This window comes from Rhizobium sp. AB2/73 (genome assembly GCF_020871915.1).
Classification (GTDB): Bacteria; Pseudomonadota; Alphaproteobacteria; order Rhizobiales; family Rhizobiaceae; genus Rhizobium; species Rhizobium dioscoreae.
Genome location: NZ_CP067071.1, coordinates 1,576,051 through 1,600,091, shown reverse-complemented (window position 1 = coordinate 1,600,091; position 24,041 = coordinate 1,576,051). Strand labels below are relative to the sequence as shown.

The window sequence follows — 24,041 nt, the reverse complement described above, 5'->3', positions numbered from 1 at the left end:
GTTCAACGTTTGTAGGTTGGTTTGATGAAAGGCAGGCTGCTGACGGCAACAGGCAGATATTTGCCACGCACTTCAGCGTAGACGGTGGTGCCCGGAGCGGTGAATTCGGTCGGTACATAGCCCATGGCAACCGGGGATTCGACGCTCGGGCCAAAACCGCCCGAGGTAACTTCGCCGATTTCCGTCTTGCCTTCGGCGTCGGCATAAAGTTTGGAGTGACCGCGCACCGGCGCCTTGCCCTCCGGTTTCAGGCCGACGCGCCGACGCGTAGTGCCGCTATCGAGTTCACCGAGAATGCGGGATGCTCCCGGAAAGCCGCCGGCGCGCGCGCCGCCGGTCTTGCGAGCCCTTTGGATTGCCCATTCCAGCGCGCCTTCGATCGGGGTGGTCGTCTGGTCGATGTCGTTGCCGTAGAGGCAGAGGCCCGCCTCAAGGCGCAGCGAGTCACGGGCGCCGAGGCCGATCGGCTGGACGTCCGGGTGCTCCAGCAGCCGCTTGGCGATATCCTCGGCCTTGTCTGATGGTACGGAGATCTCGAAACCGTCTTCGCCGCTATAGCCGGAGCGCGAGACAAGGCAGGAGACATCGTGGAGGCGACAATGGCGCACGTCCATGAACTTCATGTAGGCGATGTCGGCCCAGAGCTCGGCAAGCACGTCGACGGCGCGCGGTCCCTGCAGGGCAATGAGAGCGCGATCGAGTAATGTAACTTCGCAGCTATCGCCGATATGCTCTTGAAGATGCTTGAAATCCTGCTCTTTGCAGGCGGCGTTGACGACGACGAAAAGATAGTCGTCCATATGGGTGATCATCAGATCATCGAGAATGCCGCCCTTGTCATCGGTGAAGAAGCCATAGCGCTGGCGATTTTCAGCAAGGCCGAGAATATCGACCGGCACCAGGCTTTCCAATGCCAATGCCGCATCCTCATATTTGCCGGAACGGGCGCGGATCGTCACCTGACCCATATGCGACACGTCGAACAGGCCGGCGGAAGATCGTGTCCAGAGATGTTCCTTCAGCACGCCGGGCGCATATTGTACGGGCATATCGTAGCCTGCAAATGGCACCATGCGGGCGCCTAGGGATACATGCAGGGCATGAAGTGGGGTGGTCTTGAGGGCAGCGGTCTCGTCCAAATGACGCCTCCGGGTTTTGCGCTCGTTTCGAAGCGCAGAGCTCACACTTTCGGCGCGGTAGCGCCTGACGATGAGCCCCCTCTGTCTGTTTGCCTGAGATTGTTATCCCTTCGGCGAACGCTTGCGCGCTTCTCTCCAGAGTTCCGTCTGCCCCTTGCTGGTCCTTTGGCCTGAGAGTTTCCGGGGCGGTTGCTCCTTCGGCACCGGCTTGCGCCGGATTCTCCCAACAGGGTTGAGAGCCATTATCCGGTCCCGGCCCAAGATGGCAAGGGGCAAATGTCGCCGCTGAACAAATTTTTGTCGCGCCGATCAATCCTGCGTTTCCTAATGAATACGGGCCTTTGCAACAGGGATGGGAGAGGCTATCCCTTCTCATCGATTGAGGAGCCGGGCAGGAGATGAACATGAACCGCAACCACGCCGCCGCATTGTTGATTTCGATTTGCGCATTTTCGCTTCCCCTCGGTGGAGCGATGGCCGAGGACAGCGGCGCGATGAAATCCATGCCCGGTATGCACATGGATGCGGGTGGGGCACCTTCGGGTTCGGCCGCCGCTAAGCTCGGCGATCTCGATATCAGTGGTGGTTATGTTCGCGCCATGCTTCCCGGCCAGCCGGTCGGTGGCGGCTATATTACCATCCACAATACCGGCAAGACCGACGACAAGCTCGCCTCCGTGACCTCTTCATCCGCCGGCAGGGTGGAGCTTCACGAGATGAAGATGGAAGGCGAGATCATGAAGATGCGCGAGATGAAAGGCGGTATCGCCATCCCCGCCGGCGCGACCGTGACGCTCGCGCCGAATACGATGCACATGATGTTCAAGCAGGTGAAGACGCCTTTCAAGCAGGGTGGCACGGTGCCCGTGATGCTGATGTTCGACAAGGCAGGCATGATCGACATCAATCTGCCGGTCGTCCCGGCCAAGGGAAGCTGAGCCAGAAAATTATCCTGCCGTATAATTCCGGTTTCCACTTTTCCTCGAAATGCTCTAAAGCCACGTCAAAAGGCCGGAAATCTCCGGCTGCGGGACTGATCGTCCCGTTGTTTGAATTTGCATGATCCCGCCGAACGCGGTTTGGCAATGTCCGGAACATGCTGCGTATTTGAAAGAAGAAGAATGGCCGGGATTGAGCATATTAAGGTCGAGCCTGACGAGGCCGGCATGCGCCTCGACCGCTGGTTCAAGGTGCATTTTCCAGGGCTCGGCTTCGGGCAATTGCAGAAACTGATGCGCTCCGGCCAGGTGCGCGTCGATGGCGGCCGCGTCAAGACGGATGCCCGCGTGCAGCCGGGGCAGATGGTGCGAGTGCCGCCGCTCGACGTCGATGCCAAGGCTACGAAAAGCGGCCCGATCGCCGGCAAGGAATTGAAGCATTCCGGCGATGCCGAGCTCTTGGCACGCATGCTGTTGCACGAAGACGACAAAGTCTATGTGCTGAACAAGCCGGCGGGTCTGGCCGTGCAGGGTGGCTCCGGCGTCAGCCGCCACATCGACAAGATGCTGGAGGCCTGGACGAACCAGAAGGGCGAAAAGCCGCGCCTCGTGCATCGCCTCGATCGCGATACCTCAGGCGTTCTCGTCATTGCCCGCACGCGCGGTGCGGCGCAGAAGCTCACGGCAGCCTTCCGCGAACGCGATACCAAGAAAACCTATTGGTCGCTGGTCAAGGGTGTGCCGCGCAAGCATGAGGACAAGATCTCCACCTGGCTGGTGAAGGAAGCGACGCCGGATGGCGATCGCATGCGCATCGCCAAGCATGGAGAGGAAGGCGCCGATCATGCCGTGTCCTACTACCGCGTCGTCGAAACGGCGGCCCAGCGGCTCGCTTGGCTTGAAATGGAACCCTACACCGGGCGTACTCATCAGCTGCGCGTCCATGCGCTGCATATCGGCCATCCGATCATCGGCGATCCGAAATATTTCGAGGACGATCCGAACTGGGATTTTCCGGGGGGTGTCCAGAAGCGCCTGCATCTGCACGCGCGCCACATCGATATCCCGCATCCGAGCGGCGGGCGCCTGCGCGTCACCGCTCCTCTGCCGCCGCATATGGTGCAGACATGGAATCTTCTCGGTTTCGACGAGGCATCGGCGGGGGAGCCGGACGACGAATGAAGCTGGTACTTTTCGATTGCGACGGCACGCTGGTCGACAGCGCGCGGCTGATCCATGAGGTCATGGCGCGCACCTTCGTGGCCTTCGGCTATAAGCGTCCCGATGTTTCCGCGACGAAATCGATCATCGGCCTGACGCTCGATATCGCCATTGCCCGCCTGCAGGGCAAGCCCCATGTCGACGACGAAGCGATTGCCATGACGGCGCATTATAAGTCGATCTTTCCGGAGGTGCGAGACGAGGCGGACATGCAGACGCCACTCTTCGACGGCATCAAGCCGCTCATCGAGACGCTTGCCGCCCGCGACGAACTGCTGATCGGCGCGGTGACGGGTAAATCCCGCCGCGGTTTGACCCATATTCTTGAGGTCAACGAGTTCACGCCCTATTTCATTGTCTCGCGCACTGCTGATGATTGCCCGTCGAAGCCGCATCCGGCGATGGTGACGGAATGCTGCGACGAAACCGGCATGGATCCGCATGATACGATCGTGATCGGCGATGCGATCTACGATATGCAGATGGCGAAGGCGGCGGGTGCGACTGCCATCGGCGTCGCCTGGGGCTACGCCTCCGTCGAAGAGCTGCTGGCCGCCGGCGCCGATACTATCGCCCACCATCCGAACGACTTGTTGAGCCATATTCTCTGAGGTGACGCCATGCGCGACCTGTTGAACGATCTTTCCGAAGGTCTTAGCCATCCCGACCCGATCCGCCGTGCGCAGATCCAGATGAAGAAGCCGTTGCCCAAGCGCTTCTACAAGGATGTGACAATCAGCAAGGATGAGGACGGCCATGCTATCGCTCTCGATGGCAAGGTGGTGAAGACGCCGGCGCGGCATTCCCTGGCCCTGCCGACGGAAGCGCTTGCCAGACTGGTGGCTGCCGAATGGGCACGCCAAGTCGACGTGATCGATCCCGCCACCATGCCGGTAACGCGTCTCGTCAACACGGCCATCGACGGCGTTGCGACGGAAAGCCAGGCTGTATTCGACGAAATTGTCCGCTTCTCGGGCAGCGATCTGCTCTGCTATCGCGCCGACGGGCCGGAACGGCTCGTCGAACGGCAGTCGGAACGCTGGAATCCGGTGATCGAATGGGCAGCGCGCGATCTCGGCGCCCGCTTCATTCTGGCGGAAGGCGTCATGCATCAGGAGCAGCCTGTCGAAGCCATCGCAGCCTTCTCCGCCGCTTTGCGCAAGTTCGACACACCGATGGAGCTTGCGAGCCTGCACACGGTCACGACGCTGACCGGTTCGGCAATCCTTGCGCTGGCCTTCGCCAAAGGATTCCTGCCGCTGGTCGACGTCTGGTCGCTCGCACATCTCGACGAGGATTGGACGATCGAGCATTGGGGCAGCGACGAAGAGGCCGAACAGCGTCGTGCACAACGTTTTGAAGAGTTTCAGGCCGCAACTGAGGTTTTTTCTGCGCTGCGCAGTTGAATATTGTTGATTTCCAGTCCTTTATATCGGTCTGCATATCTTGCAAATTCGAAGGTCGGGGCAGGGATCATGTTGTTGTTGAGGACGAGAGCCGTACCGGCGCTCGTGGGATGTCTGGTACTGGCCGCATGTTCGAGCTGGTCCGTCGATCCTCCGCCTCCAACTTATGCCGTGCGCAGCGCAACCGTTATAGCCGATCAGGCTTTGCCACCGGTATCGCCAGCGCTGGTCACGGCCGTCAATGATCGTGTCAACGCCGCGATCGCCGCGACAAGCTTCAATCCGCAATTGCCACAGGTTGCCATCACCGTCCGACTGAGCGACGTTCGGAAGGCGCGCGGCTTCAATCGGGACCGCAGCAGCGCCAAGATCAATATCGATGCCGCGGCGGCCGACGGCGGCTCTGTGATTGCCATGGCATCGTTCGAGATCAGAACTGTCGCACCTGATCCTGCCACCGCAGATGAGCTGATGGCCGAAGACATCGCCGCGCGGGTTCGTTCCATCTTTTCGCTGAACACGCCTCGGCTGGCGAATTGAAGGGAAGCTTCAAACTGAATCGGCGCCATGCTAAGGCAAGGCGACGAGGGAGAGAGGACCGCATGAAGGAAATCCTGCAGGAACTGGAACGTCGTCGCGGGATCGCAAGGCTAGGTGGCGGGCAGGTCCGCATAGATGCGCAGCATGCACGTGGCAAGCTGACGGCGCGTGAGCGTATCGATATCTTCCTTGACGAGGGCTCCTTCGAAGAGTTCGACATGTTCGTCGAGCATCGCTCGACCGATTTCGGCATGGACAAGAGCAAGATTGCCGGCGATGGCGTGGTGACCGGCTGGGGCACGGTCAACGGCCGCACCGTCTTCATTTTTGCCAAGGATTTCACGGTCTTCGGCGGGTCTCTTTCAGAAGCACATGCAGAAAAGATCACCAAGGTACAGGATATGGCGCTGAAGAACCGGGCGCCGATCATCGGGATCTATGACGCCGGCGGCGCCCGCATTCAGGAAGGCGTGGCCGCGCTTGGCGGTTATGCCGAGGTATTCCAGCGCAATGTGCTGGCCTCCGGCGTCATCCCGCAAATCTCGATTATCATGGGGCCTTGTGCCGGCGGCGATGTCTATTCTCCGGCCATGACCGATTTCATCTTCATGGTGCGGGACACCTCCTACATGTTCGTCACCGGGCCGGATGTGGTGAAGACCGTCACCAACGAGACGGTGACCTCGGAACAGCTCGGCGGCGCTTCGGTGCACACGACGAAATCCTCGATCGCCGACGCAGCCTACGACAATGATGTCGATACGCTCTTGCAGGTGCGCCGTCTCATCGATTTCCTGCCGCAGTCCAATACCGCTGACGTGCCCGAGATCGAGTGCTATCAGTCGGTGACCGAGCCGGATAACTCGCTCGATACGCTGATTCCGGCCAACGCAAACAAGCCCTACGACATCAAGGAGCTGATCCTGAAGGTAGCGGACGAGGGCGACTTCTTCGAAATCCAGGAGAGCTTCGCCAAGAACATCGTCTGCGGTTTCGGCCGCATCGAGGGTGCCACCATCGGCTTCGTCGCCAATCAGCCGATGGTGCTTGCCGGCGTTCTCGACAGCGATGCGTCACGAAAGGCGGCGCGCTTCGTGCGCTTCTGCGATTGCTTCAATATCCCGATCGTCACCTTCGTCGACGTGCCGGGCTTCCTGCCGGGTACGGCGCAAGAATATGGCGGGCTGATCAAGCATGGCGCCAAGCTGCTCTTCGCCTATGCCGAAGCGACTGTGCCGAAACTGACGGTCATCACTCGCAAGGCCTTCGGCGGCGCCTATGACGTCATGGCCTCCAAGCACCTGCGTGGCGATCTCAACTATGCCTGGCCGACGGCGCAAATCGCCGTTATGGGCGCCAAGGGCGCCGTCGAGATCATCTTCCGCAAGGATATAGTCGATCCCGAGAAGATCGCGGCCCACACCAAGATGTATGAGGACCGCTTTCTATCGCCCTTCGTTGCCGCGGAGCGCGGTTACATCGACGAAGTGATCATGCCGCGCTCGACCCGGCGCCGGCTGGCGCAGGGGCTTAGAATGTTGCGCAACAAGGACCTGACCAATCCCTGGAAGAAGCACGACAACATCCCGCTTTGAGTCCGTGACAACAAGTCACGGATATCACACGGAGAATTGATCTGACGTTAGAAGCCGTGTTTTCACGTTCCCGGTCGTGCGCACTATTGCTTCGCCGTGGGGGAGTTAAAACTGGAGTTTAACATGGCGCTTTCCGATCGGCTGAATCAATATCAGCCCTATGCTCTTACCGTGCTGCGTATCGTCACCGGTGTATTGTTCATCGAACATGGTCTGCAGAAGCTCGTTGGCTTTCCGGCCGGCGGTCAATTTCCAAGCCCGCTGCCGACCCTGCTTCTGGTTCAGGGCATCATCGAAATCGTTGGCGGATTGGCGACAATCGTCGGCTTCTTTACCCGTCCGGTCGCGTTCATTCTGTGCGGCAACATGGCGGTCGCCTATTTCATGGCGCATTATCCGAAGAATTTCTTCCCGGCCAACAACGGCGGTGACGCAGCGATCCTCTATTGCTTCATCTTCCTGTTCCTGATCTTCGCAGGCCCGGGCCTGCTGGCCATCGACAACAGCAAGAAGTAACCAGCCTTTTCGTCGGGCTCGGCTGATCGTCGGGTCCGGCGAATAAATTCATCTCTCGCGTGTTCATTCCGTTGTCAGCGAAGCGAGAGCACTTTTGACAGGATCTCCTTCGCGTCCCCTATCGAACGGAGATCCACATGTCATTTCCCGAGCGCTTGTCGCGCCATCAGCCTGCTGCCCTTGCTATTTTGCGAATCGTGACTGCGTTGCTGTTCATCGAGCACGGCACGCAAAAGGTTTTCGGCTTTCCGCCCGCGCCTTACGAGATCACGACGCTGTTCTTCGTGGCTGGGATCATCGAGCTCGTGGGCAGTGTCCTGATCCTGCTCGGGCTTTTCACGCGGCCGATCGCCTTTCTCCTGAGCGGTGAAATGGCAATCGCCTATTTCATGGTCCACATGCCGATCGATTTCTTTCCGGCCAACAATCAGGGAGACGGAGCGATCTTATTCTGCTTCATCTTCCTGTTTCTGGTGTTTGCCGGACCGGGAAGCTGGGCGCTGGACAATCGCCAGCGCCGATGACCGCCGCGGTCTCAAGCAGCAAGCTTCAGGCCGGCTATACCGGCCACGATGAAGCCAATGCAGAGCAGCCGCAGAGGGGTCGCGGGATCACCGAGCAGCCATATGCCGAGCAGAACCGTACCGACGGTGCCGATGCCGGTCCAAACCGCATAGGCCGTACCCATCGGCAAGGTTTTTACGGCCAAACCAAGCAGCACGACGCTGATGACCATGGAGATGACGGTGAGGACTGTCGGCATCGGCCGCGTGAACCCATCGGTATATTTCAGCCCGACGGCCCAGCCAATTTCGAACAAGCCTGCGAGGAAAAGCAGGAACCAAGCCATGTTTCGCTCCTTTGTTAAGAGCGAGGCCGTCCCCGCGATGTCTACGGCCGGTTTGGTTGCCGGCCGCCGCAGTCGTCTGCGCATTTCCTATATGCATTTGTCGGCTGCTTATTTCAAGGCGATGGTACTACCTTTACTTCTTCAGCCGTTCGGCATGCCACTTTAGGTGATCGTCCATAAAGGTTGAGATAAAGTAGTAGGAGTGGTCGTAACGCTCGTGCATGCGCAGCGTCAGGCCGATACCGGTTCCCTTGATCTCATCTTCGAACAGCCAGGGGCGCAGTCCGTTTTCGAGGAAGCTGTCGGCTTTTCCCTGATCGATCAGGAATTCGGGGAAGCGGGCGCCGTCTTCGACGAGCGCGCAGGCGTCATAGCGGCGCCATGCAGCCTTGTCGCTTCCCAAATATTTCTCCAGCGCAGGTGCCGACCAATCGGCCGTCGACGGCTGCACGATCGGCGCGAAGGCGGAGCAGCTCTTGAAGCGCTCCGGATTCTTCAATGCGATCGTCATGGCGCCGTGGCCGCCCATGGAATGGCCGAAGATGCCCTGGCGGCTCATATCGGCGCGGAATTGCTTCGATATGATCGCAGGCAGTTCCTCGGTGATGTAGCTGTACATCTGATAGTTTTCGGCCCAGGGCGTCTCGGTGGCGTCGAGATAGAAGCCGGCGCCTTTGCCCATCTGCCAATTGGTCAATTCGTCCGGCACGTCGTTGCCGCGCGGGCTGGTGTCCGGGCAGACGATGATCAGGCCGAGCTCGGCGGCCATGCGGCGATATTCGCCCTTTTCCATGACATTGGCATGAGTGCAGGTGAGGCCGGAAAGATACCAGAGAACCGGGCGAGGCTCCTTGATCGCCTGCGGTGGCACGAAGACGGCAAAGGTCATGTCGCATTTGCAGGCTTCTGACTCGTGCGAAAAGACGCCCTGCATGCCGCCGAAGGCCGTGTTCTGGGAAATGATGTTCAAGACTGGTCTCCAGGCGATGATTGATGTGCTTTGGCACGCCGGCAAAGCCGGTCGAAGGTTTCGAGGAAGGCGGAGCGGTTGCGCGGCGAGAAGGCGGCATTATAGCCCTTGCTTTCGCCGGTTTCGCGAAGATGTGCGCCGAGATCGCGCATGGCCGTTGCCATGCCGATATTGGTCTTGTCGAAGATACGGCCGGTTGGTCCCGTCACCAGAGCTCCGGTCGCAACGCAGCGGCCGGCAAGCGGTACATCCGCAGTGACGACGATATCGCCGGCGCCAGCATGCTCCGCGATCCAGTTGTCGGCAGCGTCAAAGGCGTTGGAGACGATGACGTTGTGCACCATCGAGTCCCGCGACGGGCGCAATCCCGAATTGGCGACGAAGGTCACCTCGATGCCGTGGCGTTCGGCAACCTTCAGAATCTCCGGCTTTACCGGGCAGGCGTCGGCATCGACATAAATCATGATGTCAAATCTTTTCAATTATATGCGGCGCATTTCTCATGCGCCGCATACGTTCAGTCGAGTGGCTTTCTGCCTCAGTAGAGCACGACGCTGCGGATGCTTTCACCCGAATGCATGAGCTCGAAGCCCTTGTTGATGTCGTCGAGCGGCATAGTGTGAGTGATCATCGGATCGATCTCAATCTTGCCCTCCATGTACCAGTCGACGATCTTCGGAACATCGGTGCGGCCACGCGCGCCGCCGAAGGCCGTTCCCATCCACGAGCGGCCCGTCACCAGCTGGAACGGACGCGTCGAAATCTCCTGGCCAGCACCGGCCACGCCGATGACGACCGACTTGCCCCAGCCGCGATGGGAAGCTTCCAGCGCCTGACGCATCACCTTCGTGTTGCCGGTGCAGTCGAAGGTATAGTCGGCCCCGCCGATCTGGTCGGCCCCGCGCTTCGTCATGTTGACAAGGTAGGGCACGATGTCGTCACCGACCTCCTTCGGATTGACGAAATGCGTCATGCCGAAGCGCTCGCCCCAGGCCTTCTTGTCATTGTTGAGATCGACGCCGATGATCATGTCGGCGCCGGCAAGCCGCAAGCCCTGGATGACGTTCAAACCGATGCCGCCGAGACCGAAGACGATTGCCGTTGCGCCCATCTCCACCTTGGCGGTGTTGATGACCGCACCGATGCCTGTGGTGACGCCGCAGCCGATATAGCAGATCTTGTCGAAGGGAGCGTCGGGATTGACCTTGGCGACGGCGATCTCCGGCAGCACGGTATAATTGGCGAAGGTCGAGCAGCCCATATAGTGATGGATCTTGTCCTTGCCGATCGAGAAGCGCGAGGTGCCGTCCGGCATCAGGCCCTGGCCCTGGGTCGAGCGAATCGCGGTGCAGAGATTGGTCTTGCGCGAGAGGCACGACGGGCATTCGCGGCATTCGGGCGTATAGAGCGGAATGACGTGATCGCCCTTCTTCACCGAGGTCACTCCCGGGCCGACATCGACGACGATGCCGGCACCCTCATGGCCGAGGATTGCCGGAAACAGGCCTTCCGGATCGGCGCCGGACAGGGTGAAATCATCGGTATGGCAGATGCCGGTCGCCTTGACCTCGATCAGCACTTCGCCGGCCTTGGGGCCTTCGAGCTGAACCGTCATCACCTCAAGCGGCTTGCCAGCCGCAACCGCGACCGCTGCTCTTACGTCCATGATCTCATCCCTTCCTGCTTATGATTTGGTCCGCGCGACATTGGCATGGGCGCACGGGGTGGCTCAAGCCAAAATCAGACACTTAGCGTCGCAATTATCATGTTTTAGCCGAGCAATCGCCACGCAGCTTTTTCCATATGGCCGCGATGGCGAAACTTCTCGATCATGCGAATTCCATGATCACGGCGTCAACGGCGAGGCTTTCGCCCGGCTTGGCGTTGATCTTGCCGATGACCAGATCGCGTTCGGCGCGCAGGACATTTTCCATCTTCATCGCTTCGACGATGGCCAGCGTTTCGCCCGCCTTGACTTCCTGTCCCTCGGCAACGGCAATCGCCACGACCAGGCCCGGCATGGGGCAGAGCAGCAGCTTCGACGTATCCGGCGGCGATTTGACGGGCATCAGCTTGTCGAGCTCGGCCTGACGCGGCGTGAACACCCTGGCCCGGACGGAAATACCTTGCCAATCGATGCGCAGACCGTTGAGGACGATGCGGATCTGGGCCGTCAGCTTGCGGCCGTCGATGGTGCCGACCCACACCGAGCCGCCGGGACGCCAGTCGGTTGCGACAGTTACGGTTTGGGCGCCGATCTGCATGTCCATCTCGAAGGGAATGGTCACGACGCCTTCAAGCAATGTCACAGGCAGATAGTCGGCACCGAGCTTGACGACCCAGCTCTCCCGCAGCGGCGCGGCGGTCGGACGCAGCCGGTCGCCATAGCGTTCACGGCGGTTGGATTCGATGAGGCTGCAGGAAAGGGCGATTGCCGACAGCAAAGCGGTTTGGTCCTCGTCCGGCGTCACCGGCGCGAAGCCATCAGGATATTCCTCGGCAATGAAGCCCGTGGAGAGGCGACCTTCGCGCCAACGCGGATGTTTCATCAACGCTGAGAGGAACGGCATATTGTGCTCGATGCCGTCGACGACGAAGCCATCCAGGGCTTCACCCATCGCTTCGATCGCCTCCAGCCTCGTCGGAGCCCAGGTGCAGAGCTTGGCGATCATCGGATCGTAATACATGGAGATTTCGGCGCCTTCGAAGACGCCGGTATCGTTGCGCACGATCGATGTCTTCTTGTTACCCTCGCGCGGCGGACGATAGCGCGTCAGACGGCCGATCGAGGGCAGGAAGTTGCGATAGGGATCCTCCGCATACAGGCGGCTTTCGATCGCCCATCCATCGAGCTTGATATCTGATTGCTTGAACGGCAGTTTCTCGCCGGCTGCAACGCGGATCATCTGCTCGACGAGATCGACGCCGGTCACCAGCTCCGTTACCGGATGCTCGACCTGCAGGCGGGTATTCATTTCGAGGAAATAAAAGTTTCTGTCGCGATCAACGATGAATTCGACCGTGCCCGCGCTCTGATAATCGACGGCTTTCGCAAGCGCCACGGATTGCTCGCCCATGGCCTTGCGCGTTGCTTCATCGAGGAACGGCGAGGGTGCTTCTTCGACGACCTTCTGGTTCCGGCGCTGGATGGAGCATTCGCGCTCGCCAAGATAAACGACGTTGCCATAGGCGTCGGCCAGCACCTGGATCTCGATGTGCCGGGGGTCGACCACGAATTTCTCGATGAAGACGCGGTCGTCGCCGAACGAGCTTTTCGCCTCCGAACGGGCGCGCTCGAAACCATCGCGCACCTCGTCCTTGCTCCAGGCGATGCGCATGCCCTTGCCGCCGCCGCCGGCGGAGGCCTTGATCATGACGGGATAGCCGATCTCGGCGGCGATCCCTTCTGCGTGATCGGCATCATCGATGATGCCAAGATAACCCGGCACGGTGGAGACCTTGGCGGCGCTGGCGAATTTCTTCGATTCGATCTTGTCGCCCATGGCTTCGATCGCCTTCGGCTTCGGGCCGATGAAAACGATGCCTTCCTTCTCCAGTGCCGCACAGAAGGAGGCGCGTTCGGAGAGAAAACCGTAGCCTGGATGAACCGCCTCGGCGCCTGTCTGCTTACACGCAGCAATGATCTTGTCAGCGACGAGATAGCTTTCGGCTGCGGGCGCAGGGCCGATATGGATGGATTCATCCGCCATTTCGACATGAAGAGCATCCCGATCGGCATCGGAATAGACGGCGACCGTCAGGATGCCCATACGGCGCGCGGTCTTGATCACGCGGCAGGCGATCTCGCCGCGATTGGCGATCAGGATTTTCTTGAACATGCAATCTCCGCCCAAATACCCTATTCAGTCAGTGTTTTAGCCATAAAATGCGCGCCCGGTCCATGCGCAACATGTTTGCGCCTACGTCGTTTTTTCCAATCTCGATTGCATACGCTCCCGCCAGATCATGAAGAGGCCGGAGCCGACGATAATCGCAATGCCGATCCATTTGGAAAGATTGGGAAAATCACCGAAGATCGCGTAGCCCAGGACGGTGGCGGAAATGATCTCGAAATATTGGAATGGAGCAAGCAGAGACAAGGGCGCCAGCCGGAAGGCCCTGACGACGAGCATATGGGCATAGCCTGATATCGAACCGAGAATCAGCAGAAGCGCCAGTCCGAGTGCCGAGGCGGGCAGGGACGGCTCCAAATCCGCAGTACCGGCTGAGGAGCCGGCAAGCAGAGCCACGGCCATGAAGACGGTGCCGCCGAGACCCGCCATGATCTGCATCGTCAGTGGCGAATCCGCCTCGCCGACGGCGCGGTTCATGAAAAGATACAGCGCATAGAGAAATGCACAGGCGACCGGCAACAGCGCTTTCAATCCGAAGATCGCAAAACTTGGCTGAATGACGATCATCGCGCCGCCGAAGCCGATAACGATCGCTAGCCATCGCCGCCAGCCGACCTTATCGCCAAGGAAAAGAGCAGAAAGCGCCGTCAGCATGAAGGGTTCAACGAAATAGATGGCGAAGACGTCGGCAAGTGGCATGTATTTGACCGCTGCGAAGAAGAGCAGACTGGCAGCGCCGTGCAACGCGCCCCGCAGCAGGTTCATCCAGGGCCGCTTTGCCGAAAAGGCCGACCGTCCGGCCTCGGTCGCCAGCAGCGGCAGCATGCAGACGATCTGGAAGAAGAAGCGATAGAAGGTTACCTGGCCCGGCGACATGCCTTCGAAGCTCGCCATGTATTTGGCGATTGCATCCATCGTCGGCAACAGGACCATGGCGCTTGCCATGATCGTCATGCCTCTAAGCGGATTTTGCTGTGTGGAAGCGGCGGGAGAGATGGACATGCACGAACATCAAACACAGGAAAAGCATGCAATCAAGGCGCGATCAGGAGCGAGCTGCAAGTCTCGCGGACAGCCAGCGAAAAGTATCAGACTTTTCCAATTGGGACAGATCGCCATGGCGAGATGACGCCCTTAGACCTATCTGGAGCTTTGGAAACAGCTAAAACATGAATGCGCGGCACAAAATTGCCGGCGCAACCAGGAAAGGGATCGCACCGATGTTCAAACCAGAACAAGAGACGACCGTTTTTTCGGATGAAGGCGGTGATACGCTTGGAGGGCGCTTGTCCATGGCGCGCGATGCCGCGGGAATCAGTCTCGAAACGCTGGCCGGACAGCTAGGCGTCAGCGAGGAGACGATGCTCGCCTGGGAATCCGATCGGGCTGAACCCAATCCCTCCGCTCTGGCGAAGATGTCGGCGCTTTTCGATGTTTCTCCGGCATGGTTGATGACGGGATCTGGTGATGGGCCGGGAGAAGACAGCGACGAGCGCGCGCTGGAAGCTGTCAGGAACGAGCTTTCGCGGTTGCGGACGGCCTATCAGGAGATGGGCCGGCTGATCGAGGCGACGACAAACCAGCTTGAACGCCTCGACCATCAGATCAGGCTACGCAATCTCAGCAAGGATGTGGCGCATTGAGCGTGGCAACCGTTAACATTCATGGCGCTGCGCTGAACTTCTCTTGAGAGGCTCAGCTCTTCATGGAATCCCCGAACCGCTCCATCTCTTTGTTTTCTTTCAATTCGGGACGGAAAACCGCTACCGCTTTTCCTTGGAATTGCTCTAGCTGAGACGGGCAATTGTATCGTCGAGATTATCAATCGCGAGCTGTTCGCGCGCGATCATGCCGTCGAGATCGATATCCTGGCCGGCCCCTTTGGTACTTGCACCCTGCATCTTCATCGCCAGCAGTTCGTTGCGATGGGCGATCTTTTCGCCTCTGATTTTGATAAGCTTCAAGCGAAAATCATCATTCATCTCCAATCCCTCCGGTGGAATGAGTTATCCGCTGTTTCGAGCTGTCATTCGTTCTCCGGGCTCGTATCCCTCAATCTCAGTCGTGTCCGCGGCCGCGATAGGTGGTTGGAACGCCGGCTTTCTCATGGCATTGCGCTAGGGTCTCCAGCCATTCCGCCAACCCTTCCGGGACTTTGGCATTTCCAGCTTCCAGCGCCTCCACCCATGACAGGTCGCATTGCAGCGCGCTCGCCAGATTGATGGGCGTCCAGCGTATATGCAAAAGGCATTCTGAAAAGCGTTCCGGCGTCATTCATCTTCCCCATATCTGAAGAAGTTCACGGTGCCAGAGAGGAGCGCGAAGTCAAGTGACCATGGAAATACGACGGCTGTTCCGGCCCATCAGGGTAGGTAAACTACCTCTTGGCATAAATTTCGTGAGCAACTTGCTTGGGTGAACGGGGCAGCACCGCATATTCCCAACGTTTTGATCGGTTTGCGTGTCGTCAGCGGGCGGACGATGGCATGTCAGATAATGTCATGCTGAAAGAAGCGCTGGTTAGATATTGTTTCAAAAACAAAAAACCCGGCCAAAGCCGGGTTCTTTTGGTGCGGTCGAGAAGACTCGAACTTCCACGGGTTGCCCCACAGCGACCTCAACGCTGCGCGTCTACCAATTCCGCCACGACCGCATCGTGGTAGGCCGGATTGCTCCGGCGCGGCTGCATGTAGCAAAAGCATTCGGGGGGCACAAGAGCGATATGTCAGTTTTTTTAAATTCCTTCACAGCTCGCCCGATCGAACTGGTCCGGATGCGGCGGAAACGCCTTACATGTTTGAATTCCCGCCCGAATAGCGCCATATGTGGACAACCCGTCGGCATGCAGCTTTTCCACATATGCGGCCGGCGCGGCGCGCAAAGGACTGCCATATGCTTCGCACCGAACTTTCTCACCAAATGTTTCCCGTCCAAGGCACGCCGGCCGTCCGCTGGCGGATCAGCGATGGCCTCGTGCCATATGAGGAGGCCGTAGCCACGATGGAGGCGGAAGTGGCCGCGATTGCCGAGGGGCGGGCGCCGGAGCTCGTCTGGCTGGTCGAGCATCCGCCACTCTATACCGCGGGCACCAGCGCTAATGCCGCCGATCTGATCGAACCGGATCGATTCCCGGTCTTTGCGACCGGACGCGGCGGAGAATACACCTATCATGGTCCTGGTCAGCGCGTAGCCTATGTCATGCTGGACCTGAAGTGTCGGCGGCAGGATATCCGCGCCTTCGTCGGCGCGCTCGAGGAGGTCATCATTCGCACGCTTGATTCGATGAATGTGCGTGGCGAGCGGCGGGAAGATCGGGTCGGCGTATGGGTCAGGCGCCCGGAGAAGCCGATTCTGGCTGACGGCACCGTGGCTGAGGACAAAATTGCAGCCCTCGGAATCCGTGTGCGCAAATGGGTGACGTTTCACGGCCTTTCGTTGAATGTCGACCCCGATCTCGGGCACTTCACAGGCATCATTCCTTGCGGAATCTCGGCCTATGGCGTCACCAGCCTTGTCGATCTCGGTTTGCCGGTTATGATGGCGGATGTCGATATCCGCCTCCGTGAGGCGTTCGAACAAGTCTTCGGCGAAACGATCAATGACGCGTGAAGCCAATCGGTGATCGCCGGAAGGCGATCCAGAATGCTGCGCGGAATTCCGGCGCGCTAAGCAGAACAGGTCAAACGACCTGTCCGAATTCACGGTGAAAACTGCTATAGCTCACAGGAGCGCTCCTCGACGTCCTCAGCCAAGGGCAGTTCCGTTTCATCCAGGACGAACCGTTTTGATCTCTCCAAGAGATCGATCCTGTCTTCCGCCTTGAGAAGATCATGCAGTTTCTGATCGCTCAGGATATTGTCGCTGTCATACGAGGTCACGCGGGTAACTCCTTGACCTCTGCAGGCGAGAGCGCGTCGTCTCTCTCAGCCGATGGCGCCTACGGGTTCGGTAACCAACGGTGGAGACAGCTTACGCCCATTTGGGAGCCGTTGCGAATCATTTGGTGCGATGGTCCGTTTTCACCGCGCGCCCGGCTCGACAGGAAAAGTGCCCCGAAAGAAAAATGCCCTGGAAGGGAGAGCATCCAGGGCACAGAGAGGGGAACTGCACTAATGAAATTAGGGCGATGCGTCTGTACTTCAAGGTCCAAGTTTCAGGATAGGTTGTATCCCTCCCGCAATCGCTCCTATTCCTCGCGAAACCGTGATCATCGTCAGTCTTTGATAGGGTCCTAACGACTTTTTCCCTCCGCGCGGTGGTGATATTGTCGGCGAGGAGTCGGACGCAAGCCATAAGGGTTTTCCCAACCATTGTGCCGAGACGCGGCCGCCGGCGGCGTCCCGCCCATCTCTTGGCTGGAAATTGCGGAAAGATTTCGCAACGGACGGAGAAACGGAAGAAACATTCCAAAATTAGAGTTCGTTCCCAAACAACACTGCAGAATGGAGTAAGGACAATGAGAGCCGCTTTTGGCGTGACCGGTTATTGGAAGACAGGCTTCAAGGCGCTACTCCTCCTTACCCTGTCCGTCTTGCCGGTCATGGCGCAAACCGCCGGCGGTAACCAGAATGCCCAGAATTCGGCTTCGAGCTTCAGCTATCGGCGCGCGGATCTTGGCAGCGGCTATTCCACCTCGAGCATTCTGAAGATGCCGAACAATTCATCCTATTTCGTAACGTGCAATTGCGACGACCGGACATTGCAGGACATGACGTGCCCGACCCAGTCTTACGCATGCACCTGCGTTCCGCACGCTTATCTGATGTGCCAATAGGAAAGGTGGGCGCGAGAACGGCAGATCAACAGTTTCACGTCCGATGCAATTGCCAGGATTTCAGTCTCGCGACCGCAACCTGCCCGGCGCCCCGTTATGAGTGGCTATTGCAGCCCTAGCGCATCGCTGACCTGCGACTAGCAGAATCTGCCTGCCAATGTGCCAGATCGGGGCTGCGGTCTCCTTCTGCCTCCGGCTGAGCTCAGCGCGCCGGCGAACCGCCATCAAGGATTGTCAGTTCCGCCAAGCCGTTCTTTTTAAGGGCTATTTTTGTACAGTTTGCGTTCATGTTCGTCCGCATATGGTGTCCTCCGTCGCCCCCAGATCGCGCGTCGATTGACAATCGATATGGACGATACGATTAATAGTTTCGACATTCGTCATAGAGCGGAGGATATGCCAATGACAAGTCGTGCCATCCTGTTGATGTCTCTTGCGTCTCTCACAGTTGTAGGCTCGATGGGCCTCGCTTCTTCGGCTTCTGCGCTAACCATGAAAGAGTGCAGCGCCAAATACCAGGCGGCCAAGACCGCTGGTACCTTGAACGGCCAGAAGTGGAATGACTTCCGCGCAACGCAGTGCAGTGCGGACGCCAGCGCCACTACGACCACCGCTCCCGCAGCGACCGCACCAGCGGCTACGACGCCTGCCAAGCCGGCGAAGACCACTGCGGCTGCCAAGGTCGATGCCAGCGAGCCCGACGCGACGAAGCCGCCGGCAGCCGAACCGGCAAAGCCGACGACGGCTGCGCCGGCTGGCGTAACCTTCCCGGCAAAGGTCGACCCCAAATATGCTACCGAGACGCCCGGCAAAGCCCGCTTCCACACCTGCGTCGATGCATACAACGCCGCCAAGACCAGCAATTCGCTCGGCGGTCTGAAGTGGATTCAGAAGGGCGGCGGCTACTACAGCCTCTGCAATTCCAAGCTCAAGGGCTGATTGCGAAGCCAAGCGATTACGGAGCGGGCGCCTTTGGGCGCCCGTTTCCTTTTATGGACATCAAGCCCGCATCTTTTCCCATTTTTTGACAAGCCGATCGCGCTTGAGCTTGGAAAGCCGCTGCAGCCAGAAAATGCCGTCCAGCTGGTCGATCTCGTGCTGGATGCAGATGGCCAGAAAGTCGTGTGCCTCCGCTTCATGGGCCTCGCCAGCGACATCCCAATAGCGAAAGCGGATCGATTTCGGCCTGACGACCTCTTCCGTCACTCCGGGCATGGAAACGCTGCCCTCCGTATGCCGCATGGTGTCCGGCGACGACCATAGGATTTCCGGATTGATATAGGTGCGCACGCCGTCCTCGCGGCTGAGTTCGATCACGACGACGCGCTTGAGGACACCGATATGCGGGCCTGTGATGCCGACGCCGGGCGCAGCCCGCATCGTATCCAGCAGATCGGTGACGAGCGCTCGCAGATCATCGTCGAAGGCGGTGACAGCAGCGCAGGCGGTTCGTAATAGCGGATCGGGAAAGCGGATAATGGGGCGAGGGGACATGGTGCTCTCTATCCGATGGAAGACGTAGGTAGGAGGCTGCCAGAATAAGGGGAAGGTAGGCGCAATGCCACCATCCCGATGGCTGCGCTTTCCCTATAAGCTTTTTCCATCATCCACTTGCTTTACATCGATTTCAATCGAGCCCAATAAGGCACGCCGGGCGAGCCGGAGGCCTTCTAGCCGAATGACGTCTGCCATTGTTGAAGATGCAATCACCGCATTCCGCCATTCGAACCTCCATCGCATGATTCGTGCATCGAATGGCTGAGGCGTCCTCTGCATTTATGACCGTTCCCGTCGAATTTACGAGGAATTTTGCGCTGTCGGGGCTTGCGAGCCTGTGATTTTGGGCGGCACTGGCGGGTCGGGACCTGACTGCAACTCGTGAAAATTGACTATTACGTAAAAGTCAATATTATCATGGACAGCAGATAGGGGCGGATTCTTGGTCGACGGATACTATAGCATAACGGAGCTCACTCGGGAATTCGGGGTTTCGACCCGGACCTTGAGGTTCTACGAGGACGAGGGTCTCATCCACCCAGAGCGCAGAGGCCGCACGCGCCTATTCCGTCCGGCCGACCGGCGTCTGATCATGGAAATCCTGCGCGGCCGCCGCATCGGCTTCACCATTGCCGAGATTCGCGAGATCATTCAGGTCTACAAAGAGCCTCCGGGTGAAATCGGCCAGCTGAAGCTGCTGATGAAGCGCGTCGATGAAAAGCGCGATGAGCTGCGCCAGAAGCGCAAGGATATCGACGATACGCTGAGCGAACTCGACAATGTCGAGGAAGCTTGCCTTGGACGTCTCGCCGAAATTGGCGTCGGGACGTGATCGCGACCAGGCCATCAGCTTGTCAGAGCCAGCGGCGCGTCCGCTTGCAATAGAATTCGAATTCACAGCCGAATCGCGAGAGGAGATGCATCTCTTCACAACGAATGACGAGCAATGTCGTCAAGGCAGCCGCCACGGCCGCCATCGCCAGGAACCAGAGATTGCCGATCAGCAGGCCGAGGCCCGCGGTCTGCAAGGTATAGCCGAGATAGGTCGGGTTGCGGGTGAAGCGAAAGGGGCCAGTCGTCACCAGATGCGCCGTGCAGCGCTGCGTCAGAACGGTCGTGCGGCGCTCTAGGAGCGTCTTGACGGCCCAGACGTTCAGCGTCACGGCGAAGGCGGTCAGAAGCGCGCCAAACACCCAAGAAACAAGCGCCCACAGAAATGGCAATGGCAAGGGATACACCCGCTGCAGATACAGCGCCGCCATGACGGCGAGGCTATAGAGGAGCGGCGGCCACGGAAAACTCAGCGACTTCGAACGATAGGCATTCATAGAATAATCCTGTCATTGCGCTTCATCCGTGCATTGTATCGCGATTCGGCTTACACGTTCATCGCTATCTGCTTTGATCGCCCCGGATTCCAATGGTTTGAAAAGATTCTGGGCTTGTAATTTATCGAGTGTGCATTGGCAAAAGCTGCGGCACATGGATTCGCTTCCCGACCGGGTGCAGGAGGCCACGCATTGCCTGATATAGCCGACGGTCGCGTCCTGCGGCGGAGCCGGTGCAACCAGTGACAAAAGGTAGACGAGGCCGAACAGCACCGGCTGGTGCAGCAGATAGAAGATCAGACTGTGCCGACCGGCGCGCGCAATGAGATTGCCGCCGGGGCCGAATTTTGCCAACCATTTAAGCCAGCCAAGCGATGTCGCCAATTGCGCCACGCCGAGACCGAACAGGAATGGCGTCAGCCATGGGAAAAGCGGCACATAGTCATTCGAGCGCTGGATGTTTTCCGAAAGCCCCACCCACCAGAGCCAGGGCAGGTCGAAAAATGTCGAATGCAGCGATAGAGGCGCAATGACGTTGTCGACGGCAATGCCGACGGCAAGCACTATCGCGACGAGAAGCGTGGCAAGTGCCGGCAGACGCAAGAATAAGAGCCCAATGAGGCTCGCCGCCGCGATGCTGTGCAGGATGCCGAAGAATATCCATTCGTCGCGCATGCCGATGAAGGTGACGAGGGAAATGGCAGCGGCGGCCGCCACGATCATGCCCAGTCGTCGCCAGTAGGAGCGCCAGCGAATCTCCGGCGTATTGGCAAGCACAAGGCTAAATCCTGCCAGAAACAGGAAGGTGCTGGCGATCGCGCGGGCGTAAAGCTTCAGCCAGCCTGTTTCCGCCGTGCCGGAATCGAGATAGCCGAAGAACTCGAAATCCCAGGTGCAGTGATAGCTTGCCATGGCGAGGAGTGCGACGCCGCGCGCCGTGTCCAGAATGCCGATGCGGGGCGTCTTTTGCGGTGCATCGGCACTCTCGGCGATAGCGACCATTGGCGGGTCCTTCCAGGCATGAACTCAGATCACAAGCGCCGCTTGAGACGGCGCGAGCATGTCATGGCACATCGCTATCCATAATGGCCAGACGGGCATCGGAAAAAAACTGCCGGCGGACCAGCACGATGATGATGAACATGGTCGTGACCATGAAAACGTAAGGGCTCAGAAACCAGCCGAGATAGCCAATCGACAGGAAAATGGCTCGCAGGCCGGAGTTGAAATTCCGGGCCGCGATTATGTTCATGCGGATGACCCGCTCGGCGGCGCGTTCGGCACGCACGGGATCACGAATGGCATCTTCCAGCATCGGCAGGGAGCCGAAGAGAATGGTGCAGTAATTGAATAGGCGATAGGCCCAGCCGAACTTGAAAAAGGCATAGCCAAAGAGACAGGCAAGCCCGGCCACCTTGATTTCGAAAGCTGTCCGGCCGCCGTTGAAGATGAAGGGCATGTCGGAGAAGAAGGCATTGATCTTGTCGGTGGCGCCGAGCAACGCAAAGCAGCTGCCGATGGCGAAGATCGAGGTGGAGGCGAAGAAGCCGGTGCCGTTCTGCAGGCCTGAGAGGATCTGTGTGTCGATCATCTTCAGGTCGCGGCGAAGGGAATTGTAGATCCATTCGCGGCGACGCTCGTTCATCGCCAGCGTCAGGCTTGTACGATTGAAGAAGCTGGCGCTGCTGACGATCCAGTTCAGCGCGACCCAGAGAAGGATGAAGAGGGCGAGGGCGACATAGTCGGCAGTCGTCATAAAGGGAGATTCTCCAGATCAATCCGATGTGGACTGTAGCGCAGCGCGGGCCGCGTGCAATGGCCTTCTGTTTGCTTCCCCGGATGCCTATATGTAATGTCGCTGCCATGAAATCCGATGTCGGCCAATCGCCGTGCAAGCTTGCCCCGATAGCGTAGCCTTGCCGGAAATCGATTTGCCTGGAGGCACCAAAGGTCCATGTTTCTCTCAGTTTTCGATGTGTTCAAGATCGGTGTGGGACCGTCCAGCTCGCACACGATGGGGCCGATGTCGGCCGCGAATCGCTTCCTCGACCTCGTTCTTTCGAACGAATGGCCGCGTCCGTCTTCGAATGTGCATGTCGAGTCGATCAAGGTCAGCCTGCATGGCTCGCTCGCCCACACGGGCATTGGCCACGGCACGGGCAGGGCGGTTATTCTCGGCCTGATGGGCGAGAAGCCTGATAGCGTCGATCCCGATCATATGGATGCCATCATCGACGAAGTGGAGCGCAGCGGGCGCATCACGCCGCCAGGCCATCCGGCCTATCGGTTCCAGCCCAAGACAGATCTCATCTTCGACAAGAAGGTGCCGCTGCCCGGTCATGCCAACGGCATGAGCTTCTCCGCCTTCGACAAGGACGAGCGCCTACTGGTCAAGCGCATCTATTATTCCGTCGGCGGCGGCTTCGTCGTCACCGACACAGAATTGGAGCAGATGAAAGCCGACCGGAAAAAGCCTGCCCCGGCCGGCGAGCGTGTTCCGTTTCCCTTCGCCAGCGCCAAGCAGATGCTCGAAATGTCCGAGCGTTCCGGCCTTTCGATTGCGCAGATGAAGCGCGCCAATGAAGAGACGCATATGAGTGCCGAAGAGCTGGATGCCGGCCTCGACCGTATCTGGGCGGCCATGAGCAGCTGCATCGATCGTGGCCTCAAGGTCGATGGCATCATGCCTGGCGGCCTGAAGGTGCGCCGGCGTGCGCGTGCCATCCATGATAAATTGCAGGAAGAATGGCGCAGCAACCGCATCAATCCGCTGCTCGCCAATGACTGGCTCAGCGTCTACGCCATGGCCGTCAATGAAGAGAATGCGGCCGGCGGCCGCGTGGTCACCGCGCCGACCAATGGAGCGGCCGGCGTCATTCCGGCAACGATCCGCTATTATCAGCATTTCCACGAGGATTGGGATCAGGACGGCATTCGCAACTATCTTCTGACGGCCGCCGCCGTTGGCGGCATCATCAAGCACAACGCCTCGATCTCAGGCGCCGAAGTCGGCTGTCAGGGCGAGGTGGGTTCGGCGGCAGCGATGGCGGCTGCGGGGCTTGCCGCTGTCATGGGGGCGACGCCGGAGCAGATCGAGAATGCCGCGGAAATCGCGCTTGAACATCATCTCGGCATGACCTGCGACCCGATCGCCGGTCTGGTGCAGGTGCCGTGCATCGAGCGTAACGCGCTTGGTGCGGTCAAGGCGGTCACTGCCGCTTCGCTTGCGATCAAGGGCGACGGCCAGCATTTCGTGCCGCTAGACGCCTGCATCGAAACCATGCGCCAGACGGGCCATGACATGAGTGAGAAATACAAGGAAACCTCGACTGGCGGCCTCGCCGTCAATGTCGTGGAATGCTGAGTGTGGACGCCTGATCTAAAAGCTTGACGCTGTCGGTCAAAAGGACTTC

The 24,041-nt window shown here is 59.1% G+C and carries 28 protein-coding genes, 1 tRNA gene and 2 riboswitches; of the genes, 14 read left to right on the top strand and 15 right to left on the bottom strand.

Annotated elements, in window-relative coordinates; translation table 11 throughout:
* Positions 1–2: 2 nt before the first annotated feature.
* Complete coding sequence (gene gcvT, locus I8E17_RS08065; protein WP_069612267.1) at positions 3–1,139, bottom strand: glycine cleavage system aminomethyltransferase GcvT; 1,137 nt, start codon at positions 1,137–1,139, stop codon at positions 3–5.
* Between the two features lie 71 nt (positions 1,140–1,210).
* A riboswitch (glycine riboswitch) is annotated at positions 1,211–1,288 on the bottom strand.
* Positions 1,289–1,291: 3 nt separating this feature from the next.
* Positions 1,292–1,375: riboswitch (glycine riboswitch) on the bottom strand.
* Between the two features lie 168 nt (positions 1,376–1,543).
* Between gcvT and I8E17_RS08060 the strand changes: the two genes are divergently transcribed.
* From I8E17_RS08060 to I8E17_RS08025, 8 genes are all read left to right on the top strand, one after another.
* On the top strand, positions 1,544–2,077 hold the full coding sequence (locus tag I8E17_RS08060; RefSeq protein WP_219510715.1) for a copper chaperone PCu(A)C: 534 nt from the start codon (positions 1,544–1,546) through the stop codon (positions 2,075–2,077).
* 183 nt (positions 2,078–2,260) lie between these two features.
* Positions 2,261–3,259, top strand: coding sequence for an RluA family pseudouridine synthase (locus tag I8E17_RS08055; RefSeq protein WP_069612265.1), 999 nt, complete (start codon positions 2,261–2,263; stop codon positions 3,257–3,259).
* Positions 3,256–3,909 (top strand): HAD-IA family hydrolase, encoded by a 654-nt coding sequence (locus I8E17_RS08050; RefSeq protein ID WP_069612264.1) that lies wholly within the window; start codon positions 3,256–3,258, stop codon positions 3,907–3,909. The genes I8E17_RS08055 and I8E17_RS08050 overlap by 4 nt, the downstream gene beginning before the upstream one ends.
* A 9-nt stretch (positions 3,910–3,918) precedes the next feature.
* Positions 3,919–4,704, top strand: coding sequence for an ATP12 family chaperone protein (locus tag I8E17_RS08045; RefSeq protein WP_069612263.1), 786 nt, complete (start codon positions 3,919–3,921; stop codon positions 4,702–4,704).
* Positions 4,705–4,773: 69 nt separating this feature from the next.
* A complete protein-coding gene (locus tag I8E17_RS08040) occupies positions 4,774–5,244 on the top strand; it encodes a hypothetical protein (RefSeq protein ID WP_069612262.1) in 471 nt (156 codons plus the stop codon).
* A 62-nt stretch (positions 5,245–5,306) separates the two neighbouring features.
* Positions 5,307–6,839 (top strand): acyl-CoA carboxylase subunit beta, encoded by a 1,533-nt coding sequence (locus I8E17_RS08035; RefSeq protein ID WP_069612261.1) that lies wholly within the window; start codon positions 5,307–5,309, stop codon positions 6,837–6,839.
* A gap of 123 nt (positions 6,840–6,962) precedes the next feature.
* Positions 6,963–7,355: a DoxX family protein gene (locus tag I8E17_RS08030; protein ID WP_069612260.1), complete on the top strand. Its 393-nt coding sequence runs from the start codon at positions 6,963–6,965 to the stop codon at positions 7,353–7,355.
* A gap of 137 nt (positions 7,356–7,492) precedes the next feature.
* Complete coding sequence (locus I8E17_RS08025) at positions 7,493–7,879, top strand: DoxX family protein (protein WP_069612259.1); 387 nt, start codon at positions 7,493–7,495, stop codon at positions 7,877–7,879.
* Between the two features lie 11 nt (positions 7,880–7,890).
* Here I8E17_RS08025 and sugE read toward each other — a convergent pair whose 3' ends face one another.
* The 6 genes from sugE to I8E17_RS07995 all read right to left on the bottom strand — a co-directional run bounded on the left by sugE (position 7,891) and on the right by I8E17_RS07995 (position 14,031).
* Positions 7,891–8,205, bottom strand: a complete 315-nt coding sequence (sugE, locus tag I8E17_RS08020) for a quaternary ammonium compound efflux SMR transporter SugE (protein ID WP_069612258.1) — start codon at positions 8,203–8,205, stop codon at positions 7,891–7,893.
* Positions 8,206–8,338: 133 nt separating this feature from the next.
* Positions 8,339–9,175, bottom strand: coding sequence for an S-formylglutathione hydrolase (gene fghA / locus I8E17_RS08015; protein WP_069612257.1), 837 nt, complete (start codon positions 9,173–9,175; stop codon positions 8,339–8,341).
* On the bottom strand, positions 9,172–9,639 hold the full coding sequence (locus I8E17_RS08010) for a YaiI/YqxD family protein (protein ID WP_069612256.1): 468 nt from the start codon (positions 9,637–9,639) through the stop codon (positions 9,172–9,174). The genes fghA and I8E17_RS08010 overlap by 4 nt, the downstream gene beginning before the upstream one ends.
* A 74-nt stretch (positions 9,640–9,713) precedes the next feature.
* Positions 9,714–10,841 (bottom strand): S-(hydroxymethyl)glutathione dehydrogenase/class III alcohol dehydrogenase, encoded by a 1,128-nt coding sequence (locus I8E17_RS08005; protein WP_069612255.1) that lies wholly within the window; start codon positions 10,839–10,841, stop codon positions 9,714–9,716.
* Between the two features lie 163 nt (positions 10,842–11,004).
* Entirely contained in the window at positions 11,005–13,014 is a 2,010-nt protein-coding gene (locus tag I8E17_RS08000; RefSeq protein ID WP_219510718.1) for an acetyl/propionyl/methylcrotonyl-CoA carboxylase subunit alpha, read from the bottom strand.
* A gap of 81 nt (positions 13,015–13,095) precedes the next feature.
* Positions 13,096–14,031, bottom strand: coding sequence for a DMT family transporter (locus tag I8E17_RS07995; protein WP_083258155.1), 936 nt, complete (start codon positions 14,029–14,031; stop codon positions 13,096–13,098).
* A 218-nt stretch (positions 14,032–14,249) separates the two neighbouring features.
* Here I8E17_RS07995 and I8E17_RS07990 point away from each other — a divergent pair, with 218 nt between their 5' ends.
* Positions 14,250–14,672, top strand: coding sequence for a helix-turn-helix transcriptional regulator (locus I8E17_RS07990; protein ID WP_069612305.1), 423 nt, complete (start codon positions 14,250–14,252; stop codon positions 14,670–14,672).
* 144 nt (positions 14,673–14,816) lie between these two features.
* On the opposite strand, the gene I8E17_RS07985 is transcribed toward I8E17_RS07990, so the two are convergent.
* The 3 genes from I8E17_RS07985 to I8E17_RS07975 all read right to left on the bottom strand — a co-directional run bounded on the left by I8E17_RS07985 (position 14,817) and on the right by I8E17_RS07975 (position 15,682).
* Entirely contained in the window at positions 14,817–15,011 is a 195-nt protein-coding gene (locus tag I8E17_RS07985; RefSeq protein ID WP_069612253.1) for a hypothetical protein, read from the bottom strand.
* A 76-nt stretch (positions 15,012–15,087) separates the two neighbouring features.
* Positions 15,088–15,303 (bottom strand): hypothetical protein, encoded by a 216-nt coding sequence (locus I8E17_RS07980; RefSeq protein ID WP_015339986.1) that lies wholly within the window; start codon positions 15,301–15,303, stop codon positions 15,088–15,090.
* 294 nt (positions 15,304–15,597) lie between these two features.
* Positions 15,598–15,682, bottom strand: a tRNA-Leu gene (locus I8E17_RS07975).
* 239 nt (positions 15,683–15,921) lie between these two features.
* Between I8E17_RS07975 and lipB the strand changes: the two genes are divergently transcribed.
* On the top strand, positions 15,922–16,638 hold the full coding sequence (gene lipB / locus I8E17_RS07970; RefSeq protein WP_069612304.1) for a lipoyl(octanoyl) transferase LipB: 717 nt from the start codon (positions 15,922–15,924) through the stop codon (positions 16,636–16,638).
* Between the two features lie 104 nt (positions 16,639–16,742).
* Here the strand turns inward: lipB and I8E17_RS07965 are convergent, their stop codons facing one another.
* Positions 16,743–16,907 (bottom strand): hypothetical protein, encoded by a 165-nt coding sequence (locus I8E17_RS07965; RefSeq protein ID WP_162711810.1) that lies wholly within the window; start codon positions 16,905–16,907, stop codon positions 16,743–16,745.
* A 578-nt stretch (positions 16,908–17,485) separates the two neighbouring features.
* Here I8E17_RS07965 and I8E17_RS07960 point away from each other — a divergent pair.
* Both I8E17_RS07960 and I8E17_RS07955 read left to right on the top strand, forming a co-directional pair.
* Positions 17,486–17,803, top strand: a complete 318-nt coding sequence (locus I8E17_RS07960) for a hypothetical protein (RefSeq protein WP_069612252.1) — start codon at positions 17,486–17,488, stop codon at positions 17,801–17,803.
* A gap of 402 nt (positions 17,804–18,205) precedes the next feature.
* Entirely contained in the window at positions 18,206–18,742 is a 537-nt protein-coding gene (locus tag I8E17_RS07955; RefSeq protein ID WP_083258154.1) for a hypothetical protein, read from the top strand.
* A gap of 60 nt (positions 18,743–18,802) precedes the next feature.
* Here I8E17_RS07955 and I8E17_RS07950 read toward each other — a convergent pair whose 3' ends face one another.
* Positions 18,803–19,297 (bottom strand): peptide deformylase, encoded by a 495-nt coding sequence (locus I8E17_RS07950; RefSeq protein ID WP_069612250.1) that lies wholly within the window; start codon positions 19,295–19,297, stop codon positions 18,803–18,805.
* Between the two features lie 445 nt (positions 19,298–19,742).
* On the opposite strand from I8E17_RS07950, the gene I8E17_RS07945 reads away from it, so the two are divergent.
* Positions 19,743–20,132: a MerR family DNA-binding transcriptional regulator gene (locus I8E17_RS07945; RefSeq protein ID WP_069612249.1), complete on the top strand. Its 390-nt coding sequence runs from the start codon at positions 19,743–19,745 to the stop codon at positions 20,130–20,132.
* A 22-nt stretch (positions 20,133–20,154) separates the two neighbouring features.
* On the opposite strand, the gene I8E17_RS07940 is transcribed toward I8E17_RS07945, so the two are convergent.
* The 3 genes from I8E17_RS07940 to I8E17_RS07930 all read right to left on the bottom strand — a co-directional run bounded on the left by I8E17_RS07940 (position 20,155) and on the right by I8E17_RS07930 (position 22,384).
* A complete protein-coding gene (locus I8E17_RS07940; protein ID WP_069612248.1) occupies positions 20,155–20,628 on the bottom strand; it encodes an isoprenylcysteine carboxylmethyltransferase family protein in 474 nt (157 codons plus the stop codon).
* A 12-nt stretch (positions 20,629–20,640) separates the two neighbouring features.
* Positions 20,641–21,630, bottom strand: a complete 990-nt coding sequence (locus tag I8E17_RS07935; protein WP_069612247.1) for a DUF1624 domain-containing protein — start codon at positions 21,628–21,630, stop codon at positions 20,641–20,643.
* A gap of 61 nt (positions 21,631–21,691) precedes the next feature.
* The gene (locus I8E17_RS07930) at positions 21,692–22,384 is read right to left on the bottom strand and encodes a DUF599 family protein (protein WP_069612246.1); all 693 of its coding nucleotides are present in this window, start codon (positions 22,382–22,384) and stop codon (positions 21,692–21,694) included.
* Positions 22,385–22,582: 198 nt separating this feature from the next.
* Between I8E17_RS07930 and I8E17_RS07925 the strand changes: the two genes are divergently transcribed.
* Complete coding sequence (locus I8E17_RS07925; protein WP_069612245.1) at positions 22,583–23,992, top strand: L-serine ammonia-lyase; 1,410 nt, start codon at positions 22,583–22,585, stop codon at positions 23,990–23,992.
* Positions 23,993–24,041: the final 49 nt, after the last annotated feature.

Coding starts and splice junctions, on each gene's coding strand:
- I8E17_RS08060 (WP_219510715.1), top strand. CDS start 1,544: ATGAACCGCAACCACGCCGCCGCATTGTTGATTTCGATTTGCGCATTT.
- I8E17_RS08055 (WP_069612265.1), top strand. CDS start 2,261: ATGGCCGGGATTGAGCATATTAAGGTCGAGCCTGACGAGGCCGGCATG.
- I8E17_RS08050 (WP_069612264.1), top strand. CDS start 3,256: ATGAAGCTGGTACTTTTCGATTGCGACGGCACGCTGGTCGACAGCGCG.
- I8E17_RS08045 (WP_069612263.1), top strand. CDS start 3,919: ATGCGCGACCTGTTGAACGATCTTTCCGAAGGTCTTAGCCATCCCGAC.
- I8E17_RS08040 (WP_069612262.1), top strand. CDS start 4,774: ATGTTGTTGTTGAGGACGAGAGCCGTACCGGCGCTCGTGGGATGTCTG.
- I8E17_RS08035 (WP_069612261.1), top strand. CDS start 5,307: ATGAAGGAAATCCTGCAGGAACTGGAACGTCGTCGCGGGATCGCAAGG.
- I8E17_RS08030 (WP_069612260.1), top strand. CDS start 6,963: ATGGCGCTTTCCGATCGGCTGAATCAATATCAGCCCTATGCTCTTACC.
- I8E17_RS08025 (WP_069612259.1), top strand. CDS start 7,493: ATGTCATTTCCCGAGCGCTTGTCGCGCCATCAGCCTGCTGCCCTTGCT.
- sugE (WP_069612258.1), bottom strand. CDS start 8,205: ATGGCTTGGTTCCTGCTTTTCCTCGCAGGCTTGTTCGAAATTGGCTGG.
- I8E17_RS08010 (WP_069612256.1), bottom strand. CDS start 9,639: ATGATTTATGTCGATGCCGACGCCTGCCCGGTAAAGCCGGAGATTCTG.
- I8E17_RS08005 (WP_069612255.1), bottom strand. CDS start 10,841: ATGGACGTAAGAGCAGCGGTCGCGGTTGCGGCTGGCAAGCCGCTTGAG.
- I8E17_RS08000 (WP_219510718.1), bottom strand. CDS start 13,014: ATGTTCAAGAAAATCCTGATCGCCAATCGCGGCGAGATCGCCTGCCGC.
- I8E17_RS07995 (WP_083258155.1), bottom strand. CDS start 14,031: ATGTCCATCTCTCCCGCCGCTTCCACACAGCAAAATCCGCTTAGAGGC.
- I8E17_RS07990 (WP_069612305.1), top strand. CDS start 14,250: ATGTTCAAACCAGAACAAGAGACGACCGTTTTTTCGGATGAAGGCGGT.
- I8E17_RS07985 (WP_069612253.1), bottom strand. CDS start 15,011: ATGAATGATGATTTTCGCTTGAAGCTTATCAAAATCAGAGGCGAAAAG.
- I8E17_RS07980 (WP_015339986.1), bottom strand. CDS start 15,303: ATGACGCCGGAACGCTTTTCAGAATGCCTTTTGCATATACGCTGGACG.
- lipB (WP_069612304.1), top strand. CDS start 15,922: ATGCTTCGCACCGAACTTTCTCACCAAATGTTTCCCGTCCAAGGCACG.
- I8E17_RS07960 (WP_069612252.1), top strand. CDS start 17,486: ATGAGAGCCGCTTTTGGCGTGACCGGTTATTGGAAGACAGGCTTCAAG.
- I8E17_RS07955 (WP_083258154.1), top strand. CDS start 18,206: ATGACAAGTCGTGCCATCCTGTTGATGTCTCTTGCGTCTCTCACAGTT.
- I8E17_RS07950 (WP_069612250.1), bottom strand. CDS start 19,297: ATGTCCCCTCGCCCCATTATCCGCTTTCCCGATCCGCTATTACGAACC.
- I8E17_RS07940 (WP_069612248.1), bottom strand. CDS start 20,628: ATGAATGCCTATCGTTCGAAGTCGCTGAGTTTTCCGTGGCCGCCGCTC.
- I8E17_RS07935 (WP_069612247.1), bottom strand. CDS start 21,630: ATGGTCGCTATCGCCGAGAGTGCCGATGCACCGCAAAAGACGCCCCGC.
- I8E17_RS07930 (WP_069612246.1), bottom strand. CDS start 22,384: ATGACGACTGCCGACTATGTCGCCCTCGCCCTCTTCATCCTTCTCTGG.
- I8E17_RS07925 (WP_069612245.1), top strand. CDS start 22,583: ATGTTTCTCTCAGTTTTCGATGTGTTCAAGATCGGTGTGGGACCGTCC.